General features: G+C 64.0%; 12 protein-coding genes. 9 read left to right on the top strand and 3 right to left on the bottom strand.

All coding sequences use genetic code 11. The features are described 5' to 3' along the window. Positions 1–2 precede the first annotated feature (2 nt). From sdhD to FHP91_RS15945, 3 genes are all read right to left on the bottom strand, one after another. Positions 3–350, bottom strand: a complete 348-nt coding sequence (sdhD, locus tag FHP91_RS15955; protein WP_144176647.1) for a succinate dehydrogenase, hydrophobic membrane anchor protein — start codon at positions 348–350, stop codon at positions 3–5. Beyond that, the gene (gene sdhC, locus FHP91_RS15950) at positions 344–733 is read right to left on the bottom strand and encodes a succinate dehydrogenase, cytochrome b556 subunit (RefSeq protein ID WP_144176648.1); all 390 of its coding nucleotides are present in this window, start codon (positions 731–733) and stop codon (positions 344–346) included. Before sdhC ends, sdhD begins: the two co-directional genes overlap by 7 nt. Positions 734–833: 100 nt before the next feature. Further along, on the bottom strand, positions 834–1,562 hold the full coding sequence (locus FHP91_RS15945; RefSeq protein ID WP_144310522.1) for a GntR family transcriptional regulator: 729 nt from the start codon (positions 1,560–1,562) through the stop codon (positions 834–836). A gap of 202 nt (positions 1,563–1,764) precedes the next feature. On the opposite strand from FHP91_RS15945, the gene FHP91_RS15940 reads away from it, so the two are divergent. The 9 genes from FHP91_RS15940 (at position 1,765) to FHP91_RS15900 (ending at position 21,220) form a co-directional block, all read left to right on the top strand. Then, the gene (locus FHP91_RS15940; protein ID WP_144310521.1) at positions 1,765–2,754 is read left to right on the top strand and encodes a malate dehydrogenase; all 990 of its coding nucleotides are present in this window, start codon (positions 1,765–1,767) and stop codon (positions 2,752–2,754) included. Between the two features lie 91 nt (positions 2,755–2,845). Then, positions 2,846–3,838, top strand: a complete 993-nt coding sequence (locus FHP91_RS15935; protein WP_144310520.1) for an HpcH/HpaI aldolase/citrate lyase family protein — start codon at positions 2,846–2,848, stop codon at positions 3,836–3,838. A 155-nt stretch (positions 3,839–3,993) separates the two neighbouring features. Then, positions 3,994–5,370: an HlyD family efflux transporter periplasmic adaptor subunit gene (locus FHP91_RS15930; protein ID WP_144310519.1), complete on the top strand. Its 1,377-nt coding sequence runs from the start codon at positions 3,994–3,996 to the stop codon at positions 5,368–5,370. Then, entirely contained in the window at positions 5,367–7,505 is a 2,139-nt protein-coding gene (locus FHP91_RS15925; protein WP_186301585.1) for a PqqD family peptide modification chaperone, read from the top strand. Before FHP91_RS15930 ends, FHP91_RS15925 begins: the two co-directional genes overlap by 4 nt. Before the next feature lies 1 nt (position 7,506). Then, positions 7,507–9,468: a preprotein translocase subunit SecA gene (locus FHP91_RS15920; protein WP_144310517.1), complete on the top strand. Its 1,962-nt coding sequence runs from the start codon at positions 7,507–7,509 to the stop codon at positions 9,466–9,468. A 4-nt stretch (positions 9,469–9,472) separates the two neighbouring features. Then, entirely contained in the window at positions 9,473–10,402 is a 930-nt protein-coding gene (locus FHP91_RS15915) for an efflux RND transporter periplasmic adaptor subunit (protein ID WP_186301584.1), read from the top strand. An 11-nt stretch (positions 10,403–10,413) separates the two neighbouring features. Continuing rightward, the gene (locus tag FHP91_RS15910; protein ID WP_144310515.1) at positions 10,414–16,467 is read left to right on the top strand and encodes a cadherin-like domain-containing protein; all 6,054 of its coding nucleotides are present in this window, start codon (positions 10,414–10,416) and stop codon (positions 16,465–16,467) included. Further along, on the top strand, positions 16,464–19,325 hold the full coding sequence (locus FHP91_RS15905) for a hybrid sensor histidine kinase/response regulator (protein WP_144310514.1): 2,862 nt from the start codon (positions 16,464–16,466) through the stop codon (positions 19,323–19,325). The genes FHP91_RS15910 and FHP91_RS15905 overlap by 4 nt, the downstream gene beginning before the upstream one ends. Then, the gene (locus FHP91_RS15900) at positions 19,322–21,220 is read left to right on the top strand and encodes a putative bifunctional diguanylate cyclase/phosphodiesterase (RefSeq protein ID WP_222105228.1); all 1,899 of its coding nucleotides are present in this window, start codon (positions 19,322–19,324) and stop codon (positions 21,218–21,220) included. The genes FHP91_RS15905 and FHP91_RS15900 overlap by 4 nt, the downstream gene beginning before the upstream one ends. The last annotated feature ends 171 nt before the right edge of the window (positions 21,221–21,391 follow it).

The following is a 21,391-nucleotide window of genomic DNA, read 5'->3' as shown; positions in this document are numbered from 1 at the left end:
CCTTACAGCCTCCACAGAATCTGGGCTGCCCAACCGGCGTAACCGATGAGCAGGAACATGACGATCACGTGCAAGGTCAGTCGAATACCGACCGGCTGAATGTAGTCCATGAAGATGTCACGGACGCCAACCCAGGCGTGATAAAAAAGCGACATGAAAAAGAGGAAGCTGAAGAAGCGCATGAAGCCGCCGGCGAACATGCCGCTCCAGGCCTCGTACGACATTTCCGGCAGCATCAGCGCGCAGATTCCGAAATACACCGAGTACAGCGCCATCACGATGGCGGTCACGCGCTGGCCAATCCAGTCGCGAAGACCGTAGTGGGCACCGACAACAATCCGTTTCACCATAGTTTCACCCCGATCAGAACGGTCAGCACCAGGCTGACAATGAGAACGAGACGGGCCGACTGACGCGATGAAGCGAGATCCAGACCCTTATGAACGTCCAGCAACAAGAAGCGGATGCCGGCGCAGAAGTGGTGCAGGAACGCCCACAACAGGCCGAACAGAATCAGCTTCACCAGCGGATTGGAAACCGTGTCCTTGTAGTCAGCGAAGGTCTCTGCGGACCCGAGGCTGTCAGCAAACAAAGACAACAGCAACGGCAACATCAAGAACAAACCTGCGCCACTGACGCGGTGCAGAATCGAGACAAACCCCGCCAAGGGCAGCCTGATTTCGTGCAACGCCAAGTGTTTCGGGCGCTTTTTTCTGACTGTCATTTCAGACATCTTTTCCCCCAATGCTAGGCCGCACGAATGCCGCCTTACTCCCACGAAAAACGTCGATTATAACCGTTGACGTCGCGTCACCTGAATGCGTCGCTCGCCATTAATTCAGCTCGTTCAAATAAAAATGTTCGTCCGTCGAATACAGGCCACGGCGCCACTCCACAGGCCGGTCGCCATAGGTGAATGTCACCCGCTCGACCGACAACAAGGGCACACCCTCTTTGACGCGCAACATTTCGGCCGTGCGCCGATCGGCAGCCACCGCCCGAATGCGCTCTTCGGCGCGAATCATGCGCAGACCAAAGCGGGTTTCAAAGAGACTATAGAGCGACCCTTTCCAGCCCTGAAGCACCTCGAGCGTCAAGCCCTGAAAAACTTCGCCAGGCAGATAGATTTCGTCGACAACCACGGGTTTTGCGCTAAATTCAAGCAAGCGCCGAACAATGATGATGGGCGAACCAGGCTCGATGGCGAGCACACGCGCCGCCTCTTGACCCGCCTTGGCACGCCAGCATTCGAGCGGCACGCTAACGGGATGCGACAGGCCTTCACCCTCTGGCACCAGGCGCAAAAAGCGGAACAAGGAGCGCGGGTCATTGTGCGATGCAACATAGGTGCCTTTACCCTGCTTGCGCACCAGCAGGTTCTCGGCCGCCATTTCATCGATGGCCTTGCGCACCGTCCCCTGGCTGACGCCGAAACGTGCCGCCAGTTCCTGCTCACTGGGAATGGCCTGACCCGGACTCCATTCGCCGGATTCAAGCGCTACCAGCATCAGACTTTTTATCTGACGATATAGCGGACTAAAGGTGGGGGACGTCTGGGCCATTGGCGTATTTCATCACAAAAGTTGACAGGCGTCTATATCAACTCATATATCTTATATAAGACATATGACATGAATTGACTTTGTAGAGCCGCAATACTACTATCTTGCGCGAATCGGCAAACACCGACGCCCGCCTCACACATGAGGCACACGGTCCGCCGAATGTCCGCTTTCACACACTCACATCGAGAGGGAGTCGTCCATGAGCAAAGCCCCCGTACGTGTCGCCGTCACTGGCGCAGCCGGTCAAATCGGTTACAGCCTGTTGTTCCGCATCGCCAGCGGTGAAATGCTGGGCAAGGATCAGCCGGTCATTCTTCAGCTTCTGGACCTGCCGCAGGCACAGAAGGCCGTCAAGGGCGTGATGATGGAGCTGGAAGACTGCGCCTTCCCGCTGCTCGCCGGCATGGTCGCCACCGACGACCCCAATGTTGCCTTCAAGGATGCGCAAATCGCCTTGCTGGTCGGTGCCCGTCCGCGCGGCCCCGGCATGGAACGCAAGGACCTGCTGACCGAAAACGCCAAGATTTTCACCGTTCAGGGCGCCGCCATCGGCCAGTACGCAGACCCGAACATCAAGGTGCTCGTCGTCGGCAACCCCTGCAACACCAACGCCTACATCGCCATGAAGACTGCCGAGAAGTTCGGCCGCGTCAACACCAAGAACTTCACCGGCATGCTGCGTCTGGACCATAACCGCGCCCTGTCGCAGCTCGCCAGCAAAACCGGTCGCAGCGTGTCCAGCCTGACCAAGCTGGTCGTGTGGGGCAACCACTCGCCCACCATGTACGCCGACTACCGTTTCTGCCTGTCCAACGGCGACAACGTCAAGGCACTGGTGAACGACGACGTCTGGAACAGCGACGTGTTCCTGCCGACCGTTGGCAAGCGTGGTGCGGCCATCATCGAAGCACGTGGCCTGTCCTCCGCCGCATCGGCCGCCAACGCCGCCATCGACCACATCCGCGACTGGGTGCTCGGTTCGAACGGCGAGTGGGTCACCATGGGCGTGCCGTCTGACGGCTCCTATGGCATCCCCGAAGGCATCATCTACGGCGTGCCCTGCATCACCGAAAATGGTGAGTACAAGGTAGTCAAGGATCTGGAGATCGACGCATTCTCCCGCGAGCGCATGACTGTCACGCTCAACGAACTGCTCGAAGAGCGCGAAGGCGTGAAGGATCTGCTCTGATCCTTTAACGAAGTTCAGTAGCAAAGTATCGGGGGCGAGAAATCGCCCCCGATTTTTTTGCTATTCTGCCCAGCAATACACACCACCAGACATGACCGCCATGCATCCCGACCAGGTTCTTTTCCAGGGCGAGCGCACGCTCCCCGACATGCCCGCCATCGACCACTACGCCGGCAGCGAAAAGCTCATCACCAAGGCGCTGTCCATCCAGCAGGACATGGGCCCGGTATTCGACATCACCTGCGATTGCGAAGATGGCGCCAAGGCCGGCCAGGAAACCGAGCACGCACATATGGCCGCGACCATGGTCATGTCTGAGGCCAACCAGTTTGGCCGGGTCGGCGCGCGCATCCACGACATCACCCATCCGCACTGGCGCCGGGATGTCGACATCCTGGTCGAAGACGCCGGCCAGCGCCTAGCCTTCATCACCTTTCCCAAACCGCGCTCGGTCGACGATGTCCGCGAACAACTCGCCTATCTGCGCATGCAGGAAGCGGCCAACCACACCGGCATCGCGCTCCCGGTGCATGTCTTGATCGAAACGCACGGCGCACTGCGCGATGCCTGGCACATCGCCGCGCTCGACGGGGTCGAAAGCCTCGATTTCGGCCTGATGGACTTCGTCAGCGCCCATCACGGCGCCATCCCCGGCGAAGCGATGCGCAGCCCCGCACAGTTCGAGCACCCGCTGGTGGCGCGCGCCAAATGCGAAATCGCCGCCGCCGCACTCGCGCATGGCGTGGTGCCAAGCCACAACGTCACCACCGAGATCAAGGATGTCGAATTCATCCGAAAAGACGCCGAACGCGCCCGCCGAGAGTTTGGCTATCTGCGCATGTGGAGCATCCACCCCAACCAGATCACCCCGATCCTCGAAGCCATGCGCCCCGACTTTTCCGAGGTCGAAAGTGCGATTGTCATTCTCGAAGCCGCGCAAGACGCCAACTGGGGGCCGATCCAGCACGCCGGCAAACTGCACGACCGCGCGTCCTACCGCTACTACTGGACGCTGCTCAAGCGCGCCCGCGCCACTGGCCAGCGCCTGCCAGCCGATGCGGAGCAGCGCTTCTTCAGCAACTGATCCACCGCTGCGGAGTCGTCGTTGTGTTTTCTCAAAAGCAAGCGTGATCAAGCACACAAATTAACCCTGCCACGAGGGTAATCCGCGTCAAGTTCGCGCCCCGAGATGCCGTTAGACCGGTATATCCGTCTGACGTATCGAAGGCCCAGCGCACCATGACCGCCTCCTCTGACGATCACACTCGACGGCTCGCGCTCGCCCTGCTCTGCCAGGCCCGCGCGCTGTCGGGCAACAATGTGCGCGAAGCCGCCACTGCCATCGCAACGGAGCTGGCGACCAGCCTGCCCCTGCGTGCGGTACACCTCCTGCTGGATTTCAAAGGCCAGGCACGCCGTCACGCCAGCTCACATCTGGCCCTGGCCGATACATCACCCCAAGCCCAGCCCCTGATCGACGCCGCAGTCAACGAAGCACTCGACCAGCAAACGCAGCTGGAGGCGCCGTCCACGCACCCCGACAGCCTGAACATCACCCGCGCCCACGCAGCCCTCGCTCATCATCTGGGCGGCTGGGTCTGCACTGTCCCCATCCCGGTCGATGACATGCCGATTGGTGCGATCCTCGTTGAAGCCGATTCCCACGTGTCGCTCAATGCCGACGACATCGCGCTCATCGCGCAGGTCGCGGCCCACGCAGGCCCTGTGCTTCAGCTTCGCGCCGCGCGCGACGCACCACTGCACCAACGACTGGCGAAAGCATTTCACCCGCACGACAGCTCACACCCGTGGTACCGCGGCGCCACCGCCGTGATTACACTCACACTCGCCGCCGTGCTCGCCATCCCAATCCCGGCCGGTATCACCGCCGAAGCCCGTATCGAGGGCGAAATCCAGCGCGCGCTGACCGCGCCTGCTGATGGCTACATCGAGCGCGCCTTCGTTCGCCCAGGCGACGTCGTGCACGAAGGCCAGATCCTGGTCGAGCTCGCCGACCGCGAAGCAAAACTTGAACGCCGCAAGCACGAGAGCGAGCTGGCCCAGCACGACAACGCCTTCGCCGCTGCGCTGTCCACCGCCGATCGCGCGCAGATGATAGTCCAGCGCGCCCGCGCCGACGAAGCCCGCGCCCGCATCGCCCTCATCGACCACCAACTCGACCGCGGCCTGATCCGCGCACCGATGGACGCCATCGTCCTCTCCGGTGATCTCGACCAGGCCCAGGGCACGCCCGTGCAGCGTGGCGAAGTCTTGCTGGTGCTGGCACCGCAGGCCCGATACCGACTGATGATCGAACTCGACGAGCGCGACGCGCATCGCCTCTCGGCCCAGGCATCCGGCCAGATAGCCCTGAGCGCCATGCCCGCCGACGCCATCGACTTCACCGTCGTACGCGTACTACCGGTCGCCATGCAACGGGACGGACGCCACTTCATTGAAGTCGAAGCCCGCCTCACCTCCCCCCCCGACGCCGTCAAACCCGGCATGCGCGGCTATGCCCGAATCGTCACCGCGCCCGCACCGCTCGCGGCCCAGTGGACCAAGCGCGTACGCAACTGGTTGCGTCTGCAGCAATGGGCTTGGTTCGGCCTATGACCGCCCCCCTCTACAGCCCCCAGTGGCATGAAATCGCTGCACTATGCCCCGCCCTGCGCAGCACAGTCCACGCTCGCAGGCTGCTCAGCCGCGGCACCCGCTGGCAATTGTTAACCGCGCCCGACTCCCGCCAGCAACTGCGGCTGAATGCCACGGCCTGGCGCTTTATTGGACTGCTCGACGGCCACCACACGGTCGACGCCCTGTGGCACCGCCTGCACGACACACTCGGCGACGACGCTCCGAGCCAGCCCGAAGTCCTTGATCTGCTCGCCCAACTCAGCGCCGCCGGCTTCCTACGCGCCGATGTCCAGCCCGATCTGCTCACCCAGTTCGACCATGCCCGCCAGCAAGCCCGCAAACAACGTCTCGCTGCCCTCAGTCCGCTTGCAATCCGGGTTCGCCTGTTCGACCCATCACGCCTGCTGGATCGGTTCCAGGCGCTCGGCCAACGCATCTTCTGCCTGCCCGTTCTGCTGGCATGGCTTGCAGTGATCCTAATCACAGCACTCAACGCCGGTGCGGAAGGCACCCGCCTGGGCACGGCAATCGGCGAGGGCCTTCAATCGCCCCGCTTCGCGCTGATTGCCTGGGGCGTCTACCCCCTCATGAAAGCCCTCCACGAACTCGCCCACGGCCTCGCCGTGCGCCACTGGGGCGGCACGGTGCACACGGCCGGCTTCACCTTGCTGGTGCTGATGCCCGTGCCCTATCTCGACGCCTCTGCCGCCAACGGTTTCGCACGTGGCCAACGTGTGATTGTCAGCGCCGCCGGCATCATGACCGAACTGCTCATCGCCGCGCTGGCCTTCTGGGTCTGGTGGGCCGTCGCGCCCGGTCTGATTCAGGACATCGCCCTCACCGCCTTCTTCATCGGCGCGGTGTCCTCACTGCTGTTCAACGGCAACCCCCTGCTTCGCTTCGACGGCTACTACGTGCTGTCCGATGCGCTCGACCTGCCCAACCTCGCCTCACGCAGCCGGCGCTGGTGGCACCACCGCATCGGCCAACACCTGCTCGGTCTTCAGCGCCCGCCCATGACGGTCGCGGTTGGTGAAGCGCGCTGGCTGGCCGCTTACGCACCGGCGGCATGGCTGTTTCAGTTGCTGATCAGCTACCAGATCGCGCAATGGATTGCCGGCTTTTCCAGCGTCCTCGGCGTCATACTCGGCCTCTTCATGGTCGCCACGCTGGTCATCACCCCCAGCTACCGCGCCATCCAGGGCTGGATCGGGCGCGAACCAGGCCCGACGCGCCGACGCACTCAAAGCCGGATCGGCGTCGTATTTATCGTAGCTTTGACGCTGCTGACGCTCGTCCCCGCTCCGTCCTCGACACGTGTAGCCGGCGTGCTTGCTCTGCCCGAACAGGCCCAACTGCATACCGACACGGACGGCTTTGTCACCGAGGTGCTGGCTCGGGATGGCGACACCGTCACCGCCGGCCAACTCATCGCGCGGCTCGACGACCCCGAGCTCGCGGCCACCGAGAGCGCGCTGGTCCAACAACTCGTCGGCCTGCAAACTCGGCGCTACGGCAGCCTGCTGTCCAACCCGCGCGAAGCTGGCAATGTGAGCACCCAGATTGTCACGGTCGAGCAAGATCTGGCCGACGTACGCCAACGTATCGCCGCCCTGTCGCTGCGCGCCGGCGTCGACGGCCGACTCGCCTTGCCACAACAGAACGATCTACCCGGCACCTACTTGCCACGCGGCCACAGCCTTGGCCATGTGGTATCGGACAGCGGCTTGAAGATTCGCGCCGTCGTGGCGGACGACCAGATCGCCTACATTCGCCAAGCCACACAAGCGGTCAGTGTCCGGTTCGCTGATGCCACCGGCGCGCCAATACCCGCATACGCCACCCGCTTTACCGAAGGCGCCAGCCACCGCCTGCCCAGCGCCGCGCTGTCGGACCACTTCGGCGGGCCGCTAGCCACGCGCGCCGACGATCCAGACCGGCTGCACACCATCGCGCCCATTTTCGAAATCGAACTCGCGCTTGATCGTCAGACTACCGGGCACGTTGGCGAGCGAGTCTGGGTTCGCTTCGCTCACCCCGACGAGCCCCTGGCCTCCCAATGGCTACGCCGTGGCCGGCAGGTGTTGCTGCAATTTATTAACCAGGCGCCCTGACATGACCTCCCTGCGCCTGCCCCGCCTTGCCGCCTCACAGGCACGACACCGCCTCCCGCGACCGACCAGTCAAGGGGCGCAAGACACCGCGCCCAGCCTTGCCCGCACGCTCTGGCGCCGCCTGCGCCACGCCGGCACACGCATACGCACTCACCGCCAGCGCGCCGCCGTGGCCGCAATCCGCACCGAGATGGCAGCACAACAGCGCCAGTCGTGGGTGGATGTAACCACGCTTCGTCAGTCACTCAACAACACACGAGGCGATCATACGATTCACCGTCGCAGTCTCGCCGCCGCCGCCCTGGCTGCCGAAGCCAGCCTGGGCCTGCACGCGCACGACACCCAGCTCGCCGCCGCGCATGCCCTGCTGTCAGGCTGTTTTGTGGAAATGGCCACCGGTGAAGGCAAAACCCTGGTGGTCGCGCTGGCTGCCGCCGCCGGCGCGCTCGCCGGCCTGCCGGTACATGTGATCACCGCCAACGACTATCTGGTGGCCCGCGATGCCGCCGAAATGGCGCCGCTGTTTGCTTCCCTTGGTCTGCGCGTGGCCACCGTGTGCGCCGGCGACGCGCCCGCACTGCGCCATGGGGCCTACCGTGCCGACATCACCTATCTCACCGCGCGCGAACTGGTCTTCGACGCCCTGCGCGACGCGGTCCTCGCGCCCACCGAACGCGACGCGCTGATCAACCAGACCCGCCAGTTCACCGACCCGACGCGCAGCGCGCAACGCTTGCAGCGCGGCCAGCACATGGCGCTCATCGACGAAGCAGACAGCGTGCTTATCGACGAAGCGCGCATCCCGCTGATTCTCTCGCGGCCCCAAGCCACGCCGCTGAACGTCGCCGCCCTCCACGCCACGCTTGCCTGCGCCACCAGCCTGCATGCCGACCGCGATTTTCGTCTCGACACCGAATCGCGTCGCGCCACGCTCACCGACGCCGGGCGCGCCGCTGCCGAGTCCCTTGGCGGCCACCCTCGCGCTCGCGATGCCCGGCTATGCCAAGCGCTGGCCGCGCTACACCTGTACCGCCGCGACCGCGACTACGTCGTGAAAGACGATCGTGTGCAAATCATCGACACCCAGACCGGCCGCATCGCCGATGGCCGCGCCTGGTCGCAAGAGCTGCACCGTTTCATCGAACTCAAAGAGGGCTGTCCGCTCGGACAGGAGACCACCACCGCCGCGCAAATGACCTACCAGCGCTTTTTCCCGCGCTACTGCCATCTGGCCGGCATCAGCGGCACGCTGGCCGAAACGGCGGCCGAACTGGCCACGGTGTATGACCGACCGATCATCCGCCTGCCGACCCACCGTCCGCTGGCGCGCCGCATTCTGGCGCCGCGCGTGTTCACCACGCAACACGCCATGTGGCAGGCCACCGCCGCACGCGCTGCCGCGCTGGCATCACAAGGCCGCGCCGTGCTGATCGGCACCGACTCAGTCCGTGACTCGCGCCAGCTCGCCGCCATGCTGACTGCCGCCGGCATCGCGCACACCGTGCTCGACGCGCTGCAAGACGCCGACGAAGCGGCCATCGTCGCGCAAGCCGGCCAACCCGGGCGCATCACCGTCGCCACCCGCATGGCCGGGCGCGGCACCGACATTCGTCTGGCCGACGCCGTGCGCGCCGGCGGCGGCCTGCATGTCATCTGCTGCCAGCACAACCCCAATCGACGCATCGACCGCCAACTGATCGGCCGCTGCGCCCGGCAGGGCGACCCCGGCAGTGCCGAGCACTTCCGTGCGCTCGACACCGATGCCCCCGACATCGGCGTATCACCCGCCGTGCGTCGCGCCCTTGCGCGCGTGCTACCCATACTTTCCGAGCGCACCATCATCGCGCTCTTTCGCCTTGGCCAACATCTCACCGCAGTGCGCGAACGCCATATGCGCACCGCCCTGTTGCGCGACGATCACGCCCGCCAACAGCGCCACGCCTATCGCGGCACCGGACTGTAAGCCCATGAAAACACTCGCCTCCCTCCTCGCACTCGTCGCCTTTGGCGCCTTCGCGGCCCCGGCAGACCAACCCATTGGCTGCCTGATCGAGCCCGACCAAACCGCCGACATCGGCGCCGCCATCACCGGCGTGATCGCCAGCATTCGGGTCGAACGCGGCGACATCGTCCACGCGGGCGACGTACTCGCCACCTTGCGCGACACCGTCGAGCGCGCTCAGATCGACGTCGCCCGCAGCCGCGCGCAAACCGAGGCCGACATCCGCGCCGCCCAGGCCAATCTGGTACTCGCCGACGAGCGCCTCAAGCGCGCGCGTGACCTGCATGCACGCAAGTTCATCTCCGCCCAGGCACTTGACCAGGCCGAAGCCGAACACCGCGTCTCGGCCGAGAAGCTCGCCCAAGCCCGCGACATCCAGCAGATCTCGCGCCGCGAGCTCGAACTGGCCGAAGCCCGCCTGGGTGAGCGCGTGCTGCACAGCCCCTTCGATGGCATCGTCACCGACCGCTATCTGTCGGTGGGTGAGCGCGTCGAAGACAAGCCGGTGCTACGCATTGCCAAAATCCACCCGCTACGGGTCGAGGTCGTGCTGCCCAACACCTTGTACGGCACGATCTCACCAGGGATGATCGCCGACATCCAGCCCGACCTGCCCGGCCTGGGCGTGCTCAGCGCGCAGGTCACCCGGGTCGACAAAGTCATGGATGCGGCCAGCAACACCTTCCGCGCGCGCCTGACGCTACCCAACGCCGACCACGCCATCCCGGCCGGCGTGCGCTGCATCGCCGCCTTCGTCGACCGTCAGGACACGGGCGGCAGCGTCAAGCCCGCCAGTCTACCGACCCCGGCAAGCGATCGCCGCGCACTACGCATCGATCCGACGCTACCCGACTTCACCCGCCGTACGACCGCCGCGCCACGGCAGCGGATGTAAAGGCGACCCACATGCTGCGTCTGCTCGACCGCCTCCTGTCACGCGCCGGCAGCACCATCGCGCCGCGCCGCGGCCCCGAGCTCGAAACCATGGAGCCGCGGCTGCTCTACTCGGCCGACCTGATGCCGGCCGGGCTGGACGCCACCGCGCCCAGCGCCGAAGTGCGTCTGCTCGACACCACACCGATCAACACCTCCGCCGACGACGCCGCGCAGACACACCGGCAAGAGATCGTCTTCATCGACGCTAGTATCGACAACGCCGAGCAACTGCTGGGAGCACTCGATCGCGATCTCAGCACGCTCGACATCATCTGGCTTGACGCAGACGCCAACGGCCTCGACCAGATCAGCGCCGCGCTGGCCGGGCGCACTGACATCGGCACCATTCACATCCTCTCGCACGGCAGCAGCGGTCAGCTTGCGCTTGGCAACAGCACCGTCGACACCACCGCGCTCACGCAACGCGCCAGCAGCATCGCCGGTTGGACCAGCGCGCTGAGCGACGACGCCGACATCCTGCTCTACGGATGCGATGTCGCTGCCGACGCCACCGGGCTCGGCTTTATCGAAACCCTCGCCCGCCTGAGCGGCGCCGATGTCGCCGCCAGTGACGACCTCACCGGCGCCGGCGGCGACTGGGTGCTAGAGCACCGCATCGGCGTGCTCGACAGCGTCGCGCTGTCGAGCACACGCTGGCAGGGCGCACTCGGCGTCACCGCAAGCAGTGGTGATATCAACGTGGAGCCCTCCATTTCTGGCACTCAAGCGGACGCGGCTGTCGCCATACTCGACGATGGCCGCTGGGTCGCCACCTGGACCAACGACACCGCCAAAAAAGTGTACGGCCAGATCTTCAATGCCGACGGAAGCAAACAAGGCAGCTTCTTTCAGATCAGCGCAACGTCCAGTGGCAATCAAAACCAAGGCGAGGTTGCCACCGACGGCAATGACCGCATCGTATTTGTATTCACCAGCGACAAGGACGGCAATGAAGACATTTACGCGCGCATCTTCAATAGTGCCGGTGTCGCACAAACTGACGACATCAAGATCAACGAAGGTAGTACCGCAGGCGACCAGTCAAATGCCAGCGTAGCAATGAACAGCTCGGGTGATTTCGTGGTCAGTTGGGACGGCCAGGGCAGCGGCGACACTGACGGCATTTTCATGCGCCGCTTCGACGTCGCCGGCGCGCCAAACTCCGGCATCACGGCCGTCAACACCACGACCTCCCAACGACAAGACGATTCCGACGTCGCGCTCACCAACGATGGCCGCGTCGTCGTCACGTGGTTCGACGACTCCAACGGAAAGCGCATCGTAGCCCGCCAGTTCGATGCACTGAACAACGGCGGCACTGAAATTCTCATGCCCGGCGGCCACTCCAATGATCCCGACGCCCCCGCCGTCGCTGTGGATGGTGCCGGCAACTTCGTGGTGCTCTGGCATGAGGGCGGACGGAGCGGCCCGAAAGAAGACATTTACATGCAAAACTTCACTGCGTCCGGCAGCCCCATCGGTACGGTGGTGCAGGTCAACACCACCACGAGCGACAAGCAAGAATTCGCCGACGTAGCGATCAACGCGGCCGGCTATACCGTGGTGACCTGGCAGTCAAAAAACCAGGATGGCAACGCAGAGGGGATATTTGCCCGCAGCTATGAACCCGGCGCAAGCAACGCCAGCGCGGAAATCGCGGTTAACGTCTACACCATAGCCAATCAATCACAACCGGCTGTCGCCATCAACTCGCGCGGCCAGATCGTCATTGCGTGGGAAGGCGACCGCGCCGGCGACAGCAGCGCGATCAGCGCCAGAACCTTCGATTGGCCCGAAGCATCGACACCCAATACCGCGCCAGTGCTCACCCCTGTCGCCCCCAGCCTGGTCGCCATCAACGAAGACGCGGGGCCGCCGAGCGGCGTGACCGGAACCCTCATCAGCACCCTCCTGAGCCTGGCCGGCAGCAGCAGCGGGCCGCAAAACGTGACCGACCCGGATTCGACAGGCATCACAGGTCTCGCCTTGCTGAGCGCCGACAACAGCAACGGCAACTGGTACTTCAGTACTGATGGGGGCGCCAACTGGACCTTGATCAACAGCGCCGCGCTCTCAAGCAGCAATGCGCTGCTTCTGGCCGCCAACAGCCAGACCCGTATCGCCTTTTCGCCCAATGCAAACTTCAATACAGCGGCAGGCAACCAACCGAGTCTCGACTTCCGCGCCTGGGACCGCAGCAGCGACAGCAACGGCGACTTTGCCGACACCAGCACCAACGGCGGCACCAGCGCATTCAGCACGGCTACCGACACCGCGCTGCTGACCGTCAACGCCGTCAATGATCCGCCCGTGATTTCGACCAACCAGCTGGTCATCAGCGAAGGTCAGACCGTGGTGCTGACACCGGCCATGCTCGCCGGCAGCGACGTGGAAGACGCCCCCGGCCTGTTGCGCTACAACGTCACGGCGGTCACCGGCGGCTTCTTCTCCCGCGTCTCCAGCCCCGCGGTAGCGGTCACCAGCTTCACCCAGCAGGAGGTGATCGACGGCGAGATCCAGTTCGTGCACAACGGCGGCGAAGCGGCGCCGGCCTACACCCTCACCCTCACCGACACCGAAGACCTCGGCTCCGCCGCCTCGACGGCCAACATCACCTTCACCAATATCAATGACGCGCCGGCACTCGCCGATACGCCGCTGAGCTTCAGTATCTTGCAAAACAACGGCGCGCCAGTGGGCGCCGTCGGCGTGCGTGTCACAACGCTGGTCACCATGGCTGGCAGCGGGAGCGGACCGCAAAACGTCACCGACCCCGACAGCAGCGCAGTGGCCGGCATCGCCATTACCGCCGCAGATTCGACCCATGGCATGTGGCACTACAGCATCGACAACGGTGCCAGCTGGAACCTGCTCGACCTCGCCGCACTGCCGGCTGGCGAAGCGCGCCTGCTCGCCGCCGACGGCAACACCCGCCTGTACTTCCACCACACCGACACGGCCACCGGCAGCTTCGCCAACAGCCTGAGCTTCCATGCCTGGGACGGCAGCACCGGCACTAACGGCGGCGGCGCCAACCCGCTGCCGGGCGGCGGCAGCACCGCGTTCAGCACCGCCACCGACACCGTCGATCTGATCATCACTGCGGTCAACCAGGCACCGACGCTCAACACCGGTATCGCGATTACGGTCATCGCCACTGAAGACGCACCCTCACCCGTTGGCGCGGTGGGCTTCACTCTGCCCGCGCTGGTTTCATTCGTCGGCGCCAGCAGCGGTCCGCAAAACGTCGCCGACACCGACCCCGGCGCCTTGCTCGGCATCGCACTCACCGATGCAGACACCTCAGCCGGCAACTGGTGGTACAGCACCAACGGCGGCAGCAACTGGACGCTTGTACCGAGCGGACTCAGCACCACCAATGCCCTGTTGCTCGCAGACAACGGCCTGAACCGACTCTACTTCCAGAGCACCGTCGCCGATGCCTTCGGCACCAGCGCGGACACGCTCACTTTCAAAGCCTGGGACCAGACTTTCGGCAACGACGGCCAGACCGGTGTCGACACCACCGTGGGTAGCGCCTTCAGCGCCACGAGCCACACGGCCACGCTGGACCTGCAAGCCGTCAATGACGCCCCCGCCGTCACGGCCAACACGCTGAGCATCAGTGAAGGGGCGAGCGTAGCTTTTGGCGCAGCCAACCTCTCGGCCAGCGACATTGACAGCCCGCCGGCCAGCCTGAGCTATACCGTGCAAGCGGTGTCGGACGGCATTTTTGCGTGGGTCGCCACGCCCGGCGTGGCGATCGCCAGCTTCACCCAGGCCGACGTCAACGCCGGTCTGGTGCAATTCGAGCATGACGGCAACGAGGTGGCGCCGACCTATACCCTGTCGCTTACCGACGGCGCGGCCACCGTCACCCCGATCAACGGCAGCATCACGTTCACGCCGGTCAACGACGCGCCGGTTCTCACCGTCACCGGCAACGCCACGCTATCGCTCGACGAAGACAGCGGCGTGCCGGTCGGCGACGTCGGCATCCCGATCGACTCGATCATCGGGCTGAGCACCGCGGGCACCGGCCCGCGCAACATGACCGACCCCGACACCGGCGGCTCGCTTGGCATTGCGGTCATCGCCGCAGACACCTCCAACGGGGTCTGGCATGTCAGCACCGATGGCGGCAACAACTGGACGGCCCTGGGCAGCGTGTCGACCACGAGCGGCTTGCTTCTGCTGGCCGACGGCAACACCCGCCTCGCCTTCCAGCCCAACGCCAACTACGCCGGCACCACGACCGCCGGTTTGCGCTTTGTCGCCTGGGATGCGAGCAGCGGCACGGCCGGCACGCTCGACGACACCACTGCCGGCACCGCCTTCAGTGCCACCAGCGATACGGTCACGCTGATCGTGCGGCCGGTCAACGATGCACCCACGGTCACCGCCATCGACCTGGGCAATCTCGCCGAAGACGGCACCCGCCTCATCACCCAAGGCGAATTGCTGGCCGGCACGGCCGACCTCGACGGCGACACGCTGACCGCAGTCGACCTCGCGCTCACCTCCGGCAGCGGCGTCCTCACCGACAACGCAAACGGCACCTGGACTTTTGCACCGACAGCCGACTGGAACGGCACAGCCACCTTCAGTTTCGCGGTCGACGATGGCATCGTCGCCACGCCGAACACCGCCACCCTGGTGGTCGACGCGGTCAATGACATGCCGGACATCTCGGTCAACCAACTCACACTCAACGAGGGCGACACTATCACCCTGGGTAGCGGCGAACTCGCAGGCTCGGATGCAGACAACGCCGACAGCGCCGTCCGCTATACCGTGAGCGGGCTGAGCAACGGCTACTTCGCGCTCGCCAGCGCACCGACCACGCCCGTCACCCAATTCACCCAGGCCGATGTCGCCGGCGGCCAGGTGCGCTTTGTGCACAATGGCGGCGAAGCGGCACCGACCTACACGCTGACGCTGACCGACGGCACCCTCGACTCGCCTGCATCGGTCGCCAACATCACGTTCACCAACATCAACGATGCCCCCAGCATCAGCGCCATTGCAGATCAGGTCATCACCGCAGGCGGTGGCTTCGGCCCCCTGAGCTTCACCATCGGTGATGCAGAGACCAGCGCCGCCGCGCTGACCGTCACAGCGCGCTCGTCCAACCCGGCCGTGCTGCCCGACTCGGCCATTGTGCTGTCCGGCAGCGGCGCCACCCGCAGCATCAGCGTCGTGGCCGGCCACAGCGGCGGCTACGGCACGGCCAATCTGATTCTCGATGTCAGCGATGGCAACACCGTGACCAGCCTCCCCGTCTCGGTGACTGCGCCCGCACCAGCCACCCCGACGAGCGGGCCAGACGAGTTGCTCACCGCCGAAGAGCCAGCGCTTGTGACCGAACCGATCACCGAAGAAACCACTGAGGCCCCCACCGAAGCGACACCTCCCGACACCGCCCCAGCAAGCACCGGCGAGCCTTCGCCTGCGTCGATATCCGCACCACTCGTCGACAGCACACTGCCGACACTACCCGTCGCTATCACATCGGCGCCGCAAACCACCGTCGCGCAGGATGAGAGCAACATCAGCATCACGATCCACCACGTCGCATCACTGAATCTCTCACTGTCGACCACCGATATTCTCGCCGTGCTGTACGCACCCAGTGAAACTGTCAGCACACTGTCGGTCAACGGGCAGGTCAACACCGCACTGCGCGAAGCGCGTCTCGAACAAGCCTTTGACCAGCTCCGAGAAAGTGCCGAAGGCGAAACGCAGGGCGAGCAGCAAAGCATTGGGGCCACCATGGTCACCGGCGCAGGTCTCACCATCGGATATGTCGCCTGGCTGATTCGCGGCGGCGTGCTGCTCACCAGCCTGTTGTCCACCATGCCAGCCTGGCGCCTGCTCGATCCACTGCCCATCCTGAACAGCGCCGGCAAAAAACGGGGTAGCAACGACGACGACTCGCTCGAAGCCATGGTCAACCAGAGCCCGGACGACCCCGACGAAGGCGACGCGCCCCCCGTGGCACCCAAGCCAGGAGCGCAGGCATGATCCGAAAACTCGGCGCCAAGGCGCACATTGCCATCGGCCTCGCCTTCCTGGTCATCAGCATCGTGCTGGCGGCCGGCTTCCTGGGGCTGATCCCGGACCGAGAAGCCGCCGTGCGCGACGGCCGCATCGCACTGGCCGAAGCCATCGCGGTCACGGCCGCCGAAATGACCGCGCGCGGACAGGTCGACTGGCTCGCGCCCACGCTGCGACTGGTGGTCAAACGCAACCCGGATGTGCTCTCGGCGGCGCTGCGCACCGAGGAAGGCACCATCATCATGCAAGCCGGCCCCCACGCGGCCAACTGGACGCTGAACAATGCAGACATGTCCACCGACACCGAGCTTCATGTGCCGCTGCTCTCGGGCAAGGAACATTGGGGACAACTCGAACTGCGCTTTCGACCGGTGACGCCCGAAGGCCTCGCAGGCTGGCTGTTCAACCCCTGGGTAAAGCTGGTCGGATTCATTTTCCTCTCTGCTTTGCTGGTGTTCTATTTCTATCTGGGCAAAGTGCTGCGCCATCTGGACCCATCCGGTGCGGTCCCGGACCGGGTTCGCAGCGCTCTCGACACCCTTACTGAAGGCTTGCTGGTCCTCGATCGCCGGCAGACCGTGGTGTTGGCGAACCGCGCCTTCGCCGAGTTCACCGGCCAGCCGGCGACCGAGCTGATCGGCATGAATGCCAAAAAGCTGCCATGGACCGATTCGAAAGGCGGTGACTTCAATCTGAAGGCGGCCCCCTGGGCCCACGCCTTGCACGACGGCGAGGTACACACCAACAACACGGTCCATATGCGCGCACCTGACGGCAGCCTGCATACGTTCCAGATCAACTGCGCACCGATTCTCACCGGCGGCCGCCAGCCCGGCGGCGTGCTCATCAGCCTGGACGACATCACCAGCATTGAGCAGAACAGTATCGAGCTGGAAAAAGCCAAGGACGCGGCCGACTCGGCCAACCGGGCCAAGAGCGACTTCCTGGCCAACATGAGCCATGAAATCCGCACGCCGATGAACGCCATTCTCGGCTTTACCGAAATTCTGCGGCGCGGCTATTCGCGTGACGGCGCCGACGCCGCCAGGCATCTGGCCACCATCCATTCCAGCGGCACCCATCTGCTGGCGTTGATCAACGACATTCTCGACCTCTCCAAGGTGGAAGCAGGACGTATGGAGGTCGAAGCCATCGACTGCCAGCCCTATGCGCTCGCCCATCAGGTCATCCAGGCCATCGGCGTGCGCGCGAAGGAAAAGAACCTGCAGCTTGATCTGGTCGTCGACGGGCGAATTCCCGAAACCATCCAGTCCGACCCGGCACGGCTGCGGCAGATTCTGACCAACCTGATCGGCAACGCACTCAAGTTCACCGAACACGGCGGAGTGACCGTCACGCTCGCGCTCGATACCCGCAACGATCCGGCCGCACTTCGCATCGACGTTCACGACACCGGCATCGGGATTGCCCAAAACAAGGTCGACCAGGTCTTTGACCCCTTCGTGCAGGCCGACAGCAGCGTCAATCGGCGCTTCGGCGGCACCGGTCTGGGGTTGGCAATCAGCCGGCGGCTGGCACGCGCCATGGGCGGCGATGTGACCGCCACCAGCGTGCCGGGGGAAGGCAGCACCTTCTCGATTGCGCTCACCACGGGCTCGCTCGAAGGCGTTCGCCTGCTCGACGACGCAGCCCTGCAAGCGTCCGTCGCGGTCAGTGCCGATGTCGAAACGGCCCGCTGGATCCTGCCGAAAAACGCCCGCATTCTGGTCGTGGATGACGGCGCCGAGAACCGCGAACTGGTCGCCACGGTGCTGGGCGAATTCGGTCTGACGCTCGACGAGGCCGAGAACGGCCAGATCGCCGTCGACATGGCGCAGGCCAAGACATACGACCTGATCCTGATGGACATGCAAATGCCGGTCATGGACGGCTACACCGCCACACGCACCCTGCGCGAAGCGGGGCTGACAACCCCCATCGTGGCGCTCACCGCCAACGCCATGCAAGGCTATGAACAGGAAGTCATCGCCGCCGGCTGTACCGCATATCTGACCAAACCGGTCGACATCGACGCCCTGCTGGCCACCGTGGCGCACATCGTCGGTGGCTACCGAGAAGGCACGAACCCGACATCGTCCGTCACAAAAAACGTGGGCGAGCCGAGCGTGCCGGATCGCAGTGCGATCCCGTCCCGACTGGCCACCAAAACACGCATGCACCCGGTCATCGGCAAGTTTGTGCTGCGCATGCGCGAGCAGATGCACGCCATCGAAGCCGCCCAGCGCGCGCACGATTTCAGCACATTGGTCGAGCTGGCACATTGGCTCAAAGGCGCTGGTGGCACAGTAGGCTTCGACGCCTTCACCGAACCGGCCGCCGAACTCGAAACTGCCGCCCGCGCCAACGACGCGGCGCAAAGTGCGCTATGGGTCGACACCCTGCGCGACATCGCCGACCGCATTGCAGCGCCCGGGGACACACCCATCGTGACGCCCCGCAAAACAAAGCCCTGCGCCCCTGCAAAAGTGATCGGCCCGGTTCGCTCACGTCTCGAAGCCAATCCGCGCCTGCACTCGGTGATCGGCAAGTTCATTCAGCGGATGCATGAACAACTGCCAAGAATCGAAGCCGCACACCGCGCGGCTGACTTCACCGAACTGGCTGGGCTCGCGCACTGGCTCAAAGGCGCGGCCGGCACCGTCGGATTCGACGACTTTACCGAGCCCGCCACCGAACTGGAAGCCGCGGCCAAAGCCGGCAACAATTCCGACTGCCAACGCTGGATCAATCGAATCGGCGCACTGACAAGACAAATGACCCCAGCCGGTTCAACGATAGACATCACGCCCAGCAGAGCGCCATGACACCAGGTGCGCGACTTAACTTTCCCTCAATCTGGTCGTTGACTGATCGGGAGACGGGCACGGGCACGGGCACGCCACTGCGAAAAACAATGACGACACAAGATTCCCCCAACGCTAGCGCGGAGGTCTCGGTGGCGGGAAATGCCGACCGGTCGTGGAGCGCGATGAAACGCGCCACGATCATGATGGTAGATGACGAGCCAATCACGCTAGAGATCATCCAGATGTTTCTCGAAGACGCCGGATACACCCACTTTGTGCTGGTGGGCGATTCGCGCGAAACCATGGAAACAGTTGAACGCGAACGCCCCGACATCATCCTGCTCGATCTGTTGATGCCCCATGTAAATGGCTTCGAGATCCTGGAACAGTTACGCACGCACGAACGCTTCGAGCATCTACCCGTGGTGGTGCTGACCTCATCGTCCGACGCGCCGACCAAGCTCAAAGCCTTGGAAATGGGCGCAACCGACTTCCTTGCCAAACCGGTGGACGAAAGCGAGCTCGTGCTGCGCGTGCGCAATACGCTGGCAGCCAAGGCCTATCAAGACCGTCTAACTTACATCGACGTGCTCACCGGCCTGCCCAACCGGCGCATGCTGATCGATCGCCTCGACTGGGCCATGAAGCACGCCCAGCGTTACCAGCAAACCGGCGCCTTGCTGCAGATCGACATCGATCGCTTTCGCGAAATCAAGGAGGCACTGGGCCCCGGCCGTGCCGATGAACTCCTGCAAGGCATCGCCAAACGACTTGACGATGCCTGCCGTGACAGCGACCTGCTCGCCACCTTGAGCGAGACCGAAGCCAGCGTAGGACTGGCACGCTGGGGCGGCGACGAATTCACCCTATTACTCCTTGGCCATCTCACCGCCGAGAGCATCGCGCGAATTGCACGCCGTTTGCTCGTGGCCACGACCGATCCCTTTGTCGTCGAGGAGCAGGAAATTTTCATATCCATCAGCATCGGCATTGCGACCTTCCCCGAAGACGGAACCGATATCGATGCGGTGCAGCACAGCGCCGCCATTGCCGTCCGCGCATTGCAGACTGCCCAAGCCAATCCGAATGGGGCTTTTCAGTTCTACTCAAAAGAGCTCAACGCACGCACCTCCTCACGCCTCAACATGGAAGCAGAGCTACGCCGGGCGCTCGATAGAAACGAACTGACGCTTCACTTTCAACCCAAGTACACCGTGGATACTGGCGCGCTTATCGGTGCCGAATGTCTCCTGCGCTGGCAGCACCCCGAGCATGGGCAGGTATCACCGCTGGAATTCATTCCGGTGGCGGAAGAGACCGGACTCATCGTGGAGATCGGCCAACGGGTCATCGACGAAGCCTGCCGACAACACAGCGCTTGGCAGCGCCAGGGCCTCATCCCCGGCCAACTCGCGGTGAACGTATCGGTGCAGCAGTTTCGGCATGGCGCATTTGTAGATGGCGTACGGGGCGCACTTGAGCGCCACGGCGTCGCACCACGACATCTGAAACTTGAATTGACCGAATCACTGCTGATGATCGAACCACTGAAAGTTGCGGATATGCTCAATGAGCTGCGCACACTCGGGGTGCAACTTTCAATCGATGACTTCGGCACCGGATATTCCTCGTTGTCCTACTTGAGTGCATTGCCCATCGACGAACTCAAGATTGATCGCAGCTTTCTCACCCATGTTGAAACCCGCCCCGAAAGCGCCGCCATCGTGCGTGCCATCCTCGCATTGGCGGGCTGCCTGAATATGAGCGTGGTCGCCGAGGGGGTTGAAACACAAGGGCAGCTGGCATTTCTGAAAGAACACCAATGCGAAGCTTTTCAAGGCTTTCTGTTCAGCCGCCCCGTCCCCGCCGACGACTTCGCCCAAATGCTCTCGACATCATCTGAAAACACTTAGCACAAGGCACGCCCCACCACAGATGGCATAATTCTGTGGCGACACGCAATTGCACGTGTGCTTCAGCGGCGGCATCGCTTCGCAGGTACACCGGATTCACACGAAGCACCGCTGATGGGGGCCGACGCGGCAATGTCTCCCGCCAAAAAATCCCGCCATACCCGAATCGTG

The sequence above is a fragment of the Denitromonas halophila genome (assembly GCF_007625155.1).
In the GTDB taxonomy this organism is placed as follows: Bacteria; Pseudomonadota; Gammaproteobacteria; order Burkholderiales; family Rhodocyclaceae; genus Nitrogeniibacter; species Nitrogeniibacter halophilus.
Note: the sequence above shows the minus strand (reverse complement) of the source record. Positions and strands in the feature narration are given on the sequence as shown.